This is a genomic window from Mycolicibacterium sarraceniae (assembly GCF_010731875.1).
GTDB lineage: Bacteria > Actinomycetota > Actinomycetes > Mycobacteriales > Mycobacteriaceae > Mycobacterium > Mycobacterium sarraceniae.
Genome location: NZ_AP022595.1, coordinates 4,086,985 through 4,100,102, shown reverse-complemented (window position 1 = coordinate 4,100,102; position 13,118 = coordinate 4,086,985). Strand labels below are relative to the sequence as shown.

The window sequence follows — 13,118 nt, the reverse complement described above, 5'->3', positions numbered from 1 at the left end:
TCACCCACGCGACCCCGAAGCTCACCGCCGCCGTCGTGCACGCCTACCCGGCGCGCGTTAGCAGACGTACCGCGCACCGATTCCCGGTGGCGGCGTCACTTGTTGCGCACAGGCGTACGCGTCGGCCCCATCGGCAGACAGGCGGACCGCCGACTGTTTGGCGTAGTTCACGCACACCAACGCGTTCGCATCGGTGCGGCACCGATAATCGGCGAAGGACAATGAAGTGTCAGTGGGCAATGCGCGGCCCTGACCGCTCGCGAAGCGCCCCGGGTCGCCGTGGGCCGAACCGACCTGGACGCTGCCGCCGTCGAAGTCGACCCAGCCGCCCTTCCACTGGCCGTAGACGTCCTGCGGCCGCGGCGGGGGGTTGGTGAACTCCACCAGGCAGGCCAGGCCCGGGGAACCGTGCTTGGCATCGGTCATGCAGCTCGTGCCGTCCGGCGTCGTGAACGCGATGTCGTCGCCGAGATCAGTGGTGACCGAACCGCGCAGCGCGATGTGGTACTGCGCGGCATCGATCGGCGGTCCGGCCTCGATCCATGTGATCGCCTCCGCGATCGGCAGTCCGCCCGCGGGCGCCGGTGCCGACGAGGTGCTCGACGGCGCTGATCTCGGCGCTGAGGCTGATGTGCCCGTACGCGTCGGTGTGATCGGGGTTAGTTGGGTCTGCTTCGCCTGGCCGCCTGTGGACCCGGAGCATCCCGCGACCAGCAGTGACGCCGCGAGCAACACGGCTATCCGCATCCCGACAGGCTAGCTGCCCCCGGCCGTCGGGGTTGTCAGGCACGTCGAGGAGCCAGATGTTCGCTACCGTCGTGTGATGCACGAACACACCGTCCGCGCCAGCACTGGCAGCGGCGTCGTCGAGGGGTTCACCCGCAGCGGGGTGAACAGGTGGCGTTCGATTCCCTACGCGCGTCCGCCGGTCGGGGCGCTGCGATTCCGCGCGCCGCAGCCTCCGCAGCCCTGGCGCGGTGTGCGGTACTGCCATGGGTTCGCCAACTGCGCCCCTCAGCAGCGGCGTTACACCATGTTGGGGGTGGGCAAGTACCAGCCGATGGGTGAGGACTGCCTGACGCTCAACGTCGTGACCCCACAATGGTCGGGTACCGAGCCCGATCACGAACCCCTGCCGGTGATGTTCTTCATTCACGGCGGCGGTTATCTGCTGGGCAGTTCGGCCACCCCGATTTACGACGGCGCCGCGCTGGCCCGCCGTGGCTGCGTCTACGTGTCGGTGAACTATCGCCTTGGCGCGCTGGGTTGTGTGGACCTGTCATCGCTGTCCACCCCCGACACTCCGATCGCTAGCAACCTCTTCCTGCGTGATCTCGTCATGGCGCTGTGCTGGGTGCGCGACAATATCGGTGCTTTCGGTGGTGACCCCGCCAACGTGACGATCTTCGGTGAGAGTGCCGGTGCCCACGCGGTCGCGACCCTGATGGCGGTTCCGGTGGCCGAAGGGCTTTTCGCCCAAGCCATTTCCGAGAGTCCGGCCTCCGGGTTGGTGAGTGGACCGGAGACGGCGGCCAAGATCGCGGGAAAGTTCGCCGCGCTGCTGGGCGCCGGTGCCGACGACGGCGCCGAGACTCTCATGCGGGCCCGGCCCCGGGATCTGGTCGACGCGCTGGATGCCCTCCTCGAGCGCAGCCTCACCGAAATGGACGGTGCGTTTTCCCTCGGCCCGACCTTTGGCGATGACCTGCTGCCCGATGATCCGGTTGCGGCGATGCGCCGCGGTGCCGCTCACAAGGTGCCGCTGATCGTCGGCACCAACGCCGACGAGGGAAAGCTGTTCACCCGGTTCATGAAACTGCTGCCGACCACCGAGCCGGCGATTGAACGGCTGTTGTCGGCCGCCGATCCGCAAGCGCGAGAACGGATTACCGCCGCCTACCCGGGCTATCCCCGCGCCGACGCCTGTGTGGCGCTCGGCGGTGATTTCGCGTTCGGGACGGCCGCCTGGCAGATCGCCGAAGCGCACGCTGCCCATGCGTCGACATATGTGTACCGTTATGACTACGCCCCGCGGACCCTGCGCTGGTCGGGTCTGGGGGCCACCCATGCAACCGAACTGCTGGCCGTCTTCGACATCTACCGCACCCGATTCGGGTCGGCGCTCACCGCGGCCATGGATCAGCGCTCGGCGCTGCAGGTCAGTCGCGACGTACAGACCCGATGGCGCAGTTTCAGCCGTACCGGGGTGCCCGGGGATGATTGGCCGCGCTACACCGCTCCAGAGCGCCCGGTACTGGTATTCGACCGGCGCACCCGGGTCGAACACGATCCGCACGCTCATCGCCGCACGGCATGGGAAGGCTTTTCCCTCGCCAGCCGCTAGCCTGACCAGGGCTGAATTGACACCCGTCAAGAAATGGCCGCAAAACCCTATGTGCGGCCGCTGATCTGTCTTACGTTGGTCGCGTGCAGACCAATGACATCGTCATCGAACGCCCGAGTGATCTGACCGCCGAATGGTTGGCAGCCACGATCGGGGCACCGGTGACCGGGTTCAGCATCGACCGCATCGGCACCGGCCAGATGAGCGAGTGTTATCGCATCGGGCTGACCTACGGCGACGGCGACGACGGTCCCGCTTCGGTGGTCCTGAAGGTCGCCGCCACCGACCCGACCAGCAGACAGACCGGACTCGCGCTGGGGCTCTACGAGCGGGAGGTGAAGTTCTACTCCGATGTGGCGCCGGGCCTGGGCGGTCCCATTGCCGAGTGCTATCACACGGCCTATGACCCCGAGACGGGCGTCTTCGCGCTACTGCTCGACGACGCCGCGCCCGCCGAGGTCGGCAACGAAATCCTGGGCGCCACAATCGATGACGCCGTACTCGCGCTGACCCAGCTGGGCCGCCTGCACGCCCCGGTGATCGGCAGCGAGAGCCTGTCGGATGCCGAATGGCTCACCCGTCCGGCTCCGCTGAACCAGGCTTTGGTCGGCCAGCTGTGGGCCGGGTTTGCCGACCGCTACGGGGATGCGATCACCCCCAATCAGCGGCTGGTGTGCGAACGCCTGGTGGCCGGCTTCGATGCCTACCTGGCCGAGGAATCCGGGTCCGATCGGGTCAAGGGACTCGTGCACGGCGACTACCGGCTGGACAACATGCTGTTCGGTCGCCCCGGGTCCCGGCGCGACCTCACTGTGGTGGACTGGCAGACCGTCACCTGGGGCCCGGCGATGACCGACGTCGCGTACTTTATCGGGTGCGCGGTCGGCATCGAGGACCGACGGGCCCGCTACGATGACCTGCTACGCGCGTATCACCAAGGGCTCGGCCCTGATTCGCCGTTGACGCTCGATGACGTGCGCGACGGCGTGCGGCGCCAGAGTTTCGCAGGCGTGATGATGGCGGTGGTGTCGTCGATGCTCGTAGAGCGCACTGATCGGGGCGACCGGATGTTCTTGACGATGCTCGACCGGCACACCAGCCACGTGCTCGATACCGCGGCCCTGGACCTCTTGCCCACCGGTGAGGCTCCTCCGGCGCTGACACCCGACCCGGCAGACGAGGGCGCCCACGCGCCGGGCGACGAGGCGCTCTGGAACGAAAGCTGGTACTGGGATTTCGCCGACCTATCGCAGGGTGTCGGGGGCTGGATCCGGCTCGGCTTGGTGCCCAATCAGAACGTCGCGTGGATCAATGCGCTGGTGTGCGGCCCCGATATGCCGACCGTCGCGCTGGTGAACTTCGAGGTGCCACTGCCCGCCGATCCCACGGTGGCCCGCGCCGACGGCGCCGAACTGCGCCACGGCGCGATCACGCCACTGCAGTCCTATCGCGTCGAAGTCCGCGGTGCCGCAGAGGAATATGACGATCCGTCGGATCTGTTGCTGGACGAGCCGGGACGGCCCGTCGAGCTGACGATGGACCTCACGTGGACGTCGGTCGGAATCCCGTATGCGTACCGCATCACCAGCCGTTATGAAATTCCCTGCACCATTACCGGAACCGTCACCATCGGCGATCGCGTCTGCCAGTTCGAGGCGATCCCGGGGCAGCGCGACCACTCTTACGGTGTGCGGGACTGGTGGAGCATGGACTGGGTGTGGAGTGCACTGCACCTCGAGGACGGCACGCATCTGCACGGTGTGGATCTGCGCATCCCGGGCATCGAGCCGATCAGCGTCGGTTATGTACAGCGCTCGGGCGAGCCGGTCATCGAGACGACGGCTGTCACCGCCCAGGCGAGGTTCGCCGATAACCACCTGCCGGCGACCACGAGCATCGTCTACGAGCCCGGCCCGGTACAGACGACGGTCGACATCCGAGGCCACGCACCCGTTCGGTTAATCGGACCGGACGGACAGATCAGCCTGTTCCCGCGGGCCTGGGTTGGCGTCGAGACTACCGACGGCCGGACCGGTGTCGGCTGGGTGGAGTGGAACCGGAACCTCTGAGGCGCCGGTTACACCCCTGCTGAATTGTGTCGTCGAGCTCGTCGCGGCGCAGGCCCATCGGGGTGGCCGCCGGAACATCGCCGCCGGCGATAACCTGCCGGGTGATCGGTCCGTAACTCGATGTGCTCCTTCAGCGCCTACCCGGTCACCGTTGTGGTGAACCACCACCCATGAACGCCTTATCGCAACGGTCGCTTGGTATCTTGCTCGCGGACGTGCGGGCCACCGCATCGCCGCCACATCTGCCGGAGGTCATCATGCTTTCAACAATGGTGCTGCCGCGGGTGGGTGCCGCGCTCGCGGCTGCAGGCCTTGCCGGTGCGGTACTGGCGGGGTGTTCATCCAGCGCCAGCACCGGGGTGTCGGTGTCGAAAACCGATCTCGAAAAAGACATCTCCCAGCGGTTGGAGAAAGCCGGGCAGAAGCCGCAGACGGTGACCTGCAAGGACGACCTGAAGGGTGAGGTGGGCAAGATCGCTCGCTGCGAGGTGATGCTCAGCAGCGACAACAGCTTCGAACCCGTCGTCACTGTCACGAAAGTCGAAGGCACCACCGTCAGCTATGACATGACCCCGGCGCTGTCGAAGACCCAACTGGAGAAAGGCGTGTCCGGTCTGGTGGCCAGCGCCTCCAATGTCACGGTTGACTCGGTGAGTTGTGACGGCGGCCTTGATGGCAAGCTGGGCAACGAGACTCACTGCGATGTCACGGTCGCCGGCGCGACAGCGAAGCGCACCGTCGTGGTCACCAGAGTCGAGGGTCTGATGATGTACTTCAACGTGCTGCCGGTGCTGGAGAAGGCTCAGGTCGAAAGCTCGCTGCTGGATCAGCTCGCAACGCAGCTGGGTAGCCGGCCGGATTCGGCGACGTGCGCGGGCGACTTGGAGGGCAAGGTCGGCAATTCCCTCACCTGCACGGTGGTCGCGGGCCCCGAGACCCAGGACTTCGCCCTGACCGTCACGGAAGTCAACGGCGACCGGATCGACTTCAACTACAAGCCCGCCGGTTGAGGTCAGGTTGGCCGGGGAGGCAAAGCCTCGGCCAGCGCGGCGGCCGACTCGTCGATGATCGCGCGCATCGCGCATTCGGCGGCGGCCTCGTCGCGCAGTCGGATCGCCCGCGCCACTTCATCGTGCAGTTCGATCGCGGTCGGGTTGGGGCGGGCGGGCATCATGCCGTGATGGGTGCGCCCGGCGAGCACCTCGGCCACCACGTCGTTGAGGGCACGGAACATCTCATTGCCACTGGCTTCCAACAGCGTGCGGTGAAAGAACTTGTCCGCCAACAGGTATGAATCCAAATCCCCGGATCGGCCATGTACCACCATGTCGGACACGGCGGCCGCCATGATGCGGCACTGATGGGGATCGGCCCGCCGCGCGGCCAAAGCGGCGGCTGCGGGCTCGAAACCACGCCGCAGCTCCGACAGTGACGCCAGTTGTACGGTCCGGTCGCCAGCGTCGAGCCGCCACCGAATCACCCTGGGGTCGAAAACATTCCATTTGACGGACGGCTGAATCGTGATGCCCACCCGCCTACGGGGGGCGACCATCCGCATCGACTCCAACACCCGGATGGCCTCGCGGGCCACCGAACGGGACACGCTGTGCTCGGCGCTGACTCCGTCGAGTGTCAGTACCTGGCCGGATTGATAGCGCCCGGACACGATGCCTTCGCCGAGCGCGGTCAACACATTGCTGTGCAGCTCGCTCACGATTGGCTCTGGTGTCACGGATACATCTTGTCATAGATAGGCAATAGCGAGCTAAAAGCCGATTCAAGATGCGTAGGTCTTGCAAAAGTATGACTATTAAAGAACGCTGTGTGGCATGGGCCACAGCAGGGTAGACGCAGGCATGCCATTACCCATCGTCGTTATGGGAGTGTCCGGCTCGGGGAAATCAACCGTTGGCGCGGCGCTGGCCCAGCGGTTGCGTGCTCCCTTCGCCGATGCCGACGACTTCCACCCGCCGGCCAATATCGCCAAGATGACCGCCGGGCATCCGCTCGATGATGATGACCGCTACCCGTGGCTCGAATCCATCGGTCAGTGGCTTGCCGAACACCGCGACGGCGGGGTGATGAGCTGTTCGGCACTCAAGCGCATCTATCGCGACCAACTCCGGCAGCATTGCGCCGACGTCAGGTTCCTGCATCTCAGCGGGACCGAGGATGTCGTCGCCCGCCGGCAGGCAAGTCGGCCGGGCCACTTCATGCCCGCGAGCCTGGTGCACTCGCAATTCGAGACCCTCGAACCTCTCGATCCCGACGAACACGGATTCAGCATCGACGTCGACCAGAGCATCGATTCGATCATCGACACCTACGTAGCCCGCGCCGAAGGAGCATGACGCCGATGAACCTGAACGCCACTCTGTTGGCCGAAGCCCCGAAGTTAGTGACACCGGTCGCTCCCGGCTGGCAGCTCATCCTCGCCTTCGTCGCGGGTATCGCGGTGATCGTCGTCCTCATCACACTGCTCCATCTGCATCCGTTCCTCGCGTTGATCTTTGGCGCACTGACGGTCGGAATCGTCGCCGGGGAAAACCTGGAGAAGGTGCTGAAATCGTTCACCGACGGTTTCGGTAGCACCGCTGCGAGCGTCGGCATCCTGATCGCGCTGGGCGCGATGTTCGCCAAGCTCCTCGCCGATTCCGGTGGTGCGGACGAGATCGTCGATACGATCGTCGGGCATGCCTCACCACGGGCCTTGCCGTGGGCGATGGCTCTGGTCGGCGCCATCATCGGTCTGCCGATGTTCTTCGAGATCGGCCTGGTTCTGTTGATGCCGGTCATCTACCTGGTGTCGCGACGCTCCCAGCTCTCACTGATCACGGTCGGAATCCCCGCGCTGGCAGGGCTTTCCGCGATGCACGGTTTCGTACCGCCGCACCCGGGACCGCTTACCGCGATCAGCTTGCTGCATGCCGACCTGGGGCTGACGCTGGCTCTTGGTGTCGCGGTGGCGATTCCGACGATCATCGTGGCCGGCCCGTTGTTCGGGAAGCTGGCCGGACGTTGGGTCGTCGTGGAGGCGCCCGACACGTTCGGTTCCGGCTCAGCCGCGCTCGGACCCGAGGGTGAAGTGGTTCCTGACCAGAACCGCGGTGCCCGCCGGCCCTCCTTCGGAGTGACGTTGTTCAGCGTTCTGCTACCCGTCGTGCTGATGCTGGGCAAGGCGCTTGTCGACATTTTCATCGACGACGAGAACCAATGGTTCCGAATCACTTTCGACGTCCTCGGCACCCCGCTGGTGGCCCTGCTGATCGCGGTCATCGTCGGGATCTTCACCCTCGGACGCGGCGCAGGCATGTCGCGGTCCGCAGTGATGAAATGTGTGGAGTCGGGCCTGCCCCCGGTGGCCGGCATCATCCTGATCGTCGCCGCGGGCGGCGGCTTCAAGCAGGTCCTTGTCGACAGTGGCATCGGAACGCTGTTGGCCGACTGGGCCAAGAGCGCCAACATCTCCGTAATCCTGCTGGCCTGGGTGCTCGCCGTGCTGATCCGGCTGGCGACCGGCTCCGCGACGGTGGCCACCATCACCGCCTCGGCACTGGTGCTCCAGCTGGTGGAGGGCCTCAGCACCGGCCAGGTATCACTGGTCGTCCTTGCCGTCGGAGCCGGCTCGCTGTTCTTTTCCCACGTCAACGACGCCGGATTCTGGTTGGTCAACCAGTACTTCCGGATCACGGTGGGTCAGACCATCAAGACCTGGTCCCTGATGGAGACGGTCTTGTCGGTGACGGGTCTGGGCGTCGTGATGCTGCTCAGTCTGATGATCTGAGCGGGGCGCTCAGCCCTGGACGACCTGGGTGCCACCGGCCAGTTCGTCGTGCTTTCCCTGTTTGGTCGGGCTGCCGTTGATCGTCACACCGATGATGATGTCGGCGACCAGGCCGAGCGCCCAGCCCACCCACGGGATGATCGACAGCAGCATGAAGGCATTGCGGATCGCCGACTGCTTGGCAGTCGGCTTCGGGGTGCCACCGGGTCCGCGGACCGAGAGCCCCAGAAGCTTCTTAGCCGGTGTCCAACCCTGCGAGACCTCGAAGCCAACGAAGTAGGCGAAGGGCAGCAGGCCGGATAGGACGCCCGCCACAATGCCGTAGCTGTCGCTGGCATAGAACGCAAACGAGAGTGCGAACACGACGACACCGGTGATGATCCCGTCAATCAGCCGGGCGCCGAGTCGAATCCACACGCCGGCGGGTTGCTGGCCGGTAACGGCCGGCGGCGGGTAGCCACCTGGACCGGGCTGACCGTAGGGGAGTGGCGGGGATACCCGGGCTGACCGTAGGGGGGTGGCGGGGGATACCCGGGCGGACCGTAGGGGGGTGGCGGGGGATACCCGGGCGGACCGTAGGGGGGTGGCGGGGGATAACCACCGGGCTGGCCGGGCGGGGGCGCGGGATAGCCGGGCGGAGGCGCGGAATAGCCGGGCGGGGGCGGTGGATAGCTGCCGGGCTGACCCGTCGGAGGCGGCGGGGGATACCCGCCGGGTTGGCCGTAAGCGTTTGGGTCGTAATTACCCGTGGTCATTGATCGCTCCTCCCGCTACCGACAGTCCGGCCCAATGTACCTTGGTGGCCGAACGCGGCAGCGGCTTCACCGCCGCGCGATCCGAATGCTCAGCGCCTGGCCAACTTCTTCGCCTGCTTCGTGGCTTGTTTGTTGGCCTTCTGGGCGCGAGAACGCGTGGTGTCGATCAGTTCGCCGCCCTGATCCCTGGCCACCTCAGCGAATTCGGCCCCGCGCTTGCGGGCCATTTCGGCGAATTCGGCGCTGCGCTCACTGGCGACGTCGGCCAGTTCGGCCCCGCGCTCGCGGGCGATCTCGGCGAACTCAGCGCCACGCTTGCGGGCGGTTTCCAACAGCGGGGCACTGCGCTCACCAGCGGCCACTGCCAGTTCGCGACCGCGTTCGGCGCCAACCTGCAGACCATGGCCGACCTTGGGGCCCACCTTGTCCAGTAGCTCACTGTCCAGCAGGCCATGACTCGATCCCGGCAATCCGGCCGAGACGGCTTCGCTCACCTTGCGTGCCGCGCGGCGGCCACGCCAGCCCAGTGATGGTTTGCCGGCGGTATCGGCCGAGGCGATGATCAGCCCGCCGAGCAGACTGAGATCGGTCAAAAACGCTCGGCGCTTCTCGGCTTTGAGTTGCTGGTCGGACTCGTCCCAGAACATGTGCGCACCGAGATTGGCCGGAATCACGCAGACCGCCAACGCCGCTGAGGCCAGCCGGGGCAGTCGTCCGGACGCCAGGAGCAGCCCGCCGCCGATCTGGACGGCCGCCGTGATCCGTGCCAGTGTCTCCGGGTCGCTGGGGACACCGGAGCCGACCGGCTCCGGCAGCTTCTGTAACCCTTCGAGAGCCGGCCGGGCGGCTTCAGCTGCCGGCTTCGGGCTTCTCAGCGCTTCGAATCCTTGGCCGATGAACACCGCCGCCAACATAGGCCGGGCAACTCTGCGAATCAACATGAGGCCATAGTTCCCTACTGGCCACGGGGTCAAACCCGTTACGTCACGGGTTCGGTGTCAGGTCAGCAGCAGGCGGGCGGACGCTTCCAGCCTGCTGGCGATCTCGGTGTAGGAGGCGTATCCCATGCCGGCCCGCACCAGCGCGCCGGCATAGAGCTGTTCGAGCGATTCGACAACGTTCGAATCGCATTGCGCGCCAAGGGCGGAAATCAATCGCTGATGGATTTCGCGACCGATGCGGAAGCGCAGGTGCTCGACATCGGGATCCTTGCCGAGTAGCGCGGTTGTCACCGCGCCAGCGAGTTCCGGCTCATCGGCGACCAACAGCGCGATGTGCCGCAGCACACCCACCACGCGCTCGATGGGGTCCGGGGAGTCGTCGGGTGGCACTGGTGTCGAGGCCAGCCGACGCCAGAACACCTCGGCGACCAGATGCTCTTTGGACGAGAAATATGTGTAGGCGGTTGCCGCGCCGACACCGGCCTCGGCGGCCACCATCCGGATCGTCAGGCCGGCGAATCCTTCTCGGCTCAGCACATCGACAGCGGCGCGACCCAACCGGTCGACGGTGGCGGCCTGTTTCGCTGACAATCGACGGCGCGTCGATTCCCGAGCTACCGGATCAGACACATGTCCGGACGCTACTACAACTCACCAGCACCGACAAGGTGCGCGCTGGCCATGCACCATCGCGACGGGTTAGGTTCGGAATATGAGCCGCACCGACACTACCCGCGCAGCGCAAACTTCTCGTCTTTTCGAATTGGCTGAGCAGGTTGTGGGCTTTATGCCCGCTGACGAGGGGCGTGCGCTCCACGACGCGGGCCTGCGCTACCTGGACGCCGGGGTCGCCGTCGAAATCGGTACATACTGCGGCAAGTCCACCGTCATGCTGGGCGCCGCCGCGGCGGCGACCGACAGTGTGCTCTACACCGTCGACCACCATCACGGATCCGAAGAGCACCAGGCGGGCTGGGAATTCCACGACACGACCATGGTCGACCCGGTCAGCGGCCGGTTCGACACACTGCCCACCTTCCGCCGCACCTTGGACGCCGCCGGCCTGGACGACACGATCGTCGCGGTGGTCGGCAAATCGCCGGTCGTGGCTCGCGGCTGGCAGACCCCGCTGCAGTTGTTGTTCATCGATGGCGGGCATAGCGAGACCGCCGCACAGCAGGACCTCGCGGGCTGGGCCAAATGGGTTGCCGCCGGCGGCGCTCTGGTCATCCATGACGTCTTCCCGGATCCCCGCGACGGAGGCCGGCCGCCCTACAACATCTATTGCCGCGCCTTGGAATCCGGTCATTTCACCGAGGTTGCCAGCCTGGGTTCGCTGCGGGTGCTGGAGCGCACTGCCGGATCGGCAGGCGTGGATCCGCTCAGCGCCTGACGCATTCACAGTCGTAGTCGCCTTCCAGGCCGCGCGGCAGACCGGCGGCACGGAAGATGTCGCTGCCTCCGGTGGTCGCGGACAACGCGTCGGCGGCAAGGATCACCGCCGCCGCGGTCCAGGTGGTCCGCTCGACGGGCCAGCGCTTGCCGTCGGCGAATACCAGCCCGGTCCAGTAGGAGCCGTCCTGCTCGCGCAGGTGCTGCATCGCGGCGAACTGATTGACCGCCCTCCGCCGGTCGCCCATCGCGTCCAATGCCATGACGAATTCGCATGTTTCGGCCCCGGTCACCCACGGCCGATCGTCGACGCAGCGGATGCCCAGCCCGTCGACCACGAAATCGTCCCAGCGCTGGGCGATTCGGGCGGTTGCGGCCGAGCCGCGCAACGCACCACCCAGAATCGGGTAGTACCAGTCCATCGAGTGGTGTGGCTTCTCGGTGAAGGCGTCGGGGTGTTCGGCGATCGCGTGGCCGAGCCGGCCCAGCGCAACTTCCCATTCGGGCTGCGGATCATCGAGGCGCTCGGCCAGCGCCACCGCACAACGAAGACTGTGATAGATACTGGCGCAGCCGGTCAGAAGCGCCTCCGGAAGAACGCCGGACGGCCCTTGTGCCCAATAGATTTCACCCGTGCCGGCCTGCAGGCCGAGGACGAAGTCGATACCGCCGCGAACCGTGGGCCACATGTGCTCGGCGAACCCCGCATCGCCGGTCACCAGGAAGTGATGCCACACCCCGGCGGCGATGTAGGCGCAGAAGTTGCTGTCGCTATTGGCATCTTCGATCACGCCGCGGCGGTACTGGATGGGCCAGGAGCCATCGGCACGCTGCTCGCGGCGGCACCATTCGTAGGCCGCGCGGGCGGGTTCATGCAGACCCGCTGCGGTCAGGGCCATGGCGCATTCGACGTGATCCCACACATCGGTGTGCCCAGTCTCCGACCACGGGATTTCGCCCGAGGATTCCTGCACGGCCGCAATGGACTCCGCCGTCTGGCGGCATTGCTGCGGCGTGAGGATGCGGGCGACGCCCGGCACACCCTCGAGATCAGACCGGCGAGTCATTCGAGATCGGCTTTTCGAAGTAGAGGGCGACACTCTTGCCAACCAGCGGATTGAGTGCGGCTTCGGTCACTCTGGTCAGAGCGGGGCGAGACATCATGTCCCACACCAGCAGCTGGTGGTAGGCCTTGACTGCCGGGTGATCCGGCTTCTCCACACCGACAGCGCATTTCAGCCACCAGAACGGGGAGTGCAGCGCGTGGGCGTGATGTGAGTGGGTGAAGGTGAGCCCGCCGCGAACCAGTTTGGCCTGCAACTGGTCGGCCTTGTAGATCCGGATATGGCCGCCCTCGTTGGCGTGGTATTCGTCCGACAGCAGCCAGCAGATCCGTTCCGGCAGCCACCGCGGCACGGTCACCGCCAGCGTGCCGCCGGGCTTGAGGACCCGGATCAATTCGGCGATCGCGGCATCGTCTTGCGGGATGTGCTCGAGAATTTCCGAGGCGATCACGCAGTCGAACTCGCCATCCGGGTAGGGCAGTGCGAGCGCGTCGCCGACCACGACCTGCGCCTTGGCTGACGCGGGCGCCTCGCCGGCCTCGCCCATCGCCTGCAGGAGGGTGTCGACATCGGCCAGCCCGGCGGCGTCCATATCGAAGGCGATGACGTCGGCGCCGCGGCGGTACGCCTCGAAGCTGTGACGGCCACGGCGCTCGAATCGAAGTCGAACACCGATCCACCGCCGTCGCCGAACGCGCAGTGCGGCCACAGTCACCTCATCCGGACAGGCCGCTTGGCTGATGGTGCACGATATCGGCCGATACCCGGT

Annotated in this window: 13 protein-coding genes; 6 read left to right on the top strand and 7 right to left on the bottom strand. The window is 66.3% G+C overall.

Translation table 11 applies throughout. The features are described from left to right. Positions 1–57 precede the first annotated feature (57 nt). Positions 58–747 (bottom strand): hypothetical protein, encoded by a 690-nt coding sequence (locus tag G6N13_RS20495; protein ID WP_163699909.1) that lies wholly within the window; start codon positions 745–747, stop codon positions 58–60. 76 nt (positions 748–823) lie between these two features. Between G6N13_RS20495 and G6N13_RS20490 the strand changes: the two genes are divergently transcribed. From G6N13_RS20490 to G6N13_RS20480, 3 genes are all read left to right on the top strand, one after another. Then, positions 824–2,344: a carboxylesterase/lipase family protein gene (locus G6N13_RS20490; protein WP_163699907.1), complete on the top strand. Its 1,521-nt coding sequence runs from the start codon at positions 824–826 to the stop codon at positions 2,342–2,344. Positions 2,345–2,427: 83 nt separating this feature from the next. Then, complete coding sequence (locus G6N13_RS20485; protein ID WP_163699905.1) at positions 2,428–4,413, top strand: DUF7064 domain-containing protein; 1,986 nt, start codon at positions 2,428–2,430, stop codon at positions 4,411–4,413. A 170-nt stretch (positions 4,414–4,583) separates the two neighbouring features. Further along, positions 4,584–5,423: a DUF4333 domain-containing protein gene (locus G6N13_RS20480; protein WP_235677845.1), complete on the top strand. Its 840-nt coding sequence runs from the start codon at positions 4,584–4,586 to the stop codon at positions 5,421–5,423. A gap of 2 nt (positions 5,424–5,425) precedes the next feature. Here the strand turns inward: G6N13_RS20480 and G6N13_RS20475 are convergent, their stop codons facing one another. Beyond that, complete coding sequence (locus G6N13_RS20475) at positions 5,426–6,145, bottom strand: FadR/GntR family transcriptional regulator (protein ID WP_163699903.1); 720 nt, start codon at positions 6,143–6,145, stop codon at positions 5,426–5,428. A 124-nt stretch (positions 6,146–6,269) separates the two neighbouring features. On the opposite strand from G6N13_RS20475, the gene G6N13_RS20470 reads away from it, so the two are divergent. Beyond that, positions 6,270–6,764 carry a gluconokinase gene (locus tag G6N13_RS20470; protein ID WP_163699900.1) on the top strand — a complete coding sequence of 165 codons (495 nt, stop codon included), beginning with the start codon at positions 6,270–6,272 and terminating at the stop codon, positions 6,762–6,764. A gap of 5 nt (positions 6,765–6,769) precedes the next feature. Beyond that, positions 6,770–8,197 carry a GntP family permease gene (locus G6N13_RS20465; protein ID WP_163699898.1) on the top strand — a complete coding sequence of 476 codons (1,428 nt, stop codon included), beginning with the start codon at positions 6,770–6,772 and terminating at the stop codon, positions 8,195–8,197. A gap of 9 nt (positions 8,198–8,206) precedes the next feature. Here G6N13_RS20465 and G6N13_RS20460 read toward each other — a convergent pair whose 3' ends face one another. From G6N13_RS20460 to G6N13_RS20445, 3 genes are all read right to left on the bottom strand, one after another. After that, the gene (locus G6N13_RS20460) at positions 8,207–8,614 is read right to left on the bottom strand and encodes an RDD family protein (RefSeq protein ID WP_163699896.1); all 408 of its coding nucleotides are present in this window, start codon (positions 8,612–8,614) and stop codon (positions 8,207–8,209) included. Positions 8,615–9,041: 427 nt separating this feature from the next. Then, entirely contained in the window at positions 9,042–9,893 is an 852-nt protein-coding gene (locus tag G6N13_RS20450) for a DoxX family protein (RefSeq protein WP_163699894.1), read from the bottom strand. A 57-nt stretch (positions 9,894–9,950) separates the two neighbouring features. Then, positions 9,951–10,523, bottom strand: a complete 573-nt coding sequence (locus G6N13_RS20445; protein WP_163699892.1) for a TetR family transcriptional regulator — start codon at positions 10,521–10,523, stop codon at positions 9,951–9,953. An 82-nt stretch (positions 10,524–10,605) separates the two neighbouring features. On the opposite strand from G6N13_RS20445, the gene G6N13_RS20440 reads away from it, so the two are divergent. Then, positions 10,606–11,286: a class I SAM-dependent methyltransferase gene (locus tag G6N13_RS20440; RefSeq protein WP_163699890.1), complete on the top strand. Its 681-nt coding sequence runs from the start codon at positions 10,606–10,608 to the stop codon at positions 11,284–11,286. Here G6N13_RS20440 and G6N13_RS20435 read toward each other — a convergent pair. After that, on the bottom strand, positions 11,276–12,352 hold the full coding sequence (locus G6N13_RS20435) for an MMP endo-(1,4)-3-O-methyl-alpha-D-mannosidase (RefSeq protein ID WP_163699888.1): 1,077 nt from the start codon (positions 12,350–12,352) through the stop codon (positions 11,276–11,278). The two genes, G6N13_RS20440 and G6N13_RS20435, sit on opposite strands and share 11 nt — an antisense overlap. Beyond that, positions 12,336–13,049, bottom strand: coding sequence for a class I SAM-dependent methyltransferase (locus G6N13_RS20430; RefSeq protein ID WP_235678109.1), 714 nt, complete (start codon positions 13,047–13,049; stop codon positions 12,336–12,338). The genes G6N13_RS20435 and G6N13_RS20430 overlap by 17 nt, the downstream gene beginning before the upstream one ends. Positions 13,050–13,118: the final 69 nt, after the last annotated feature.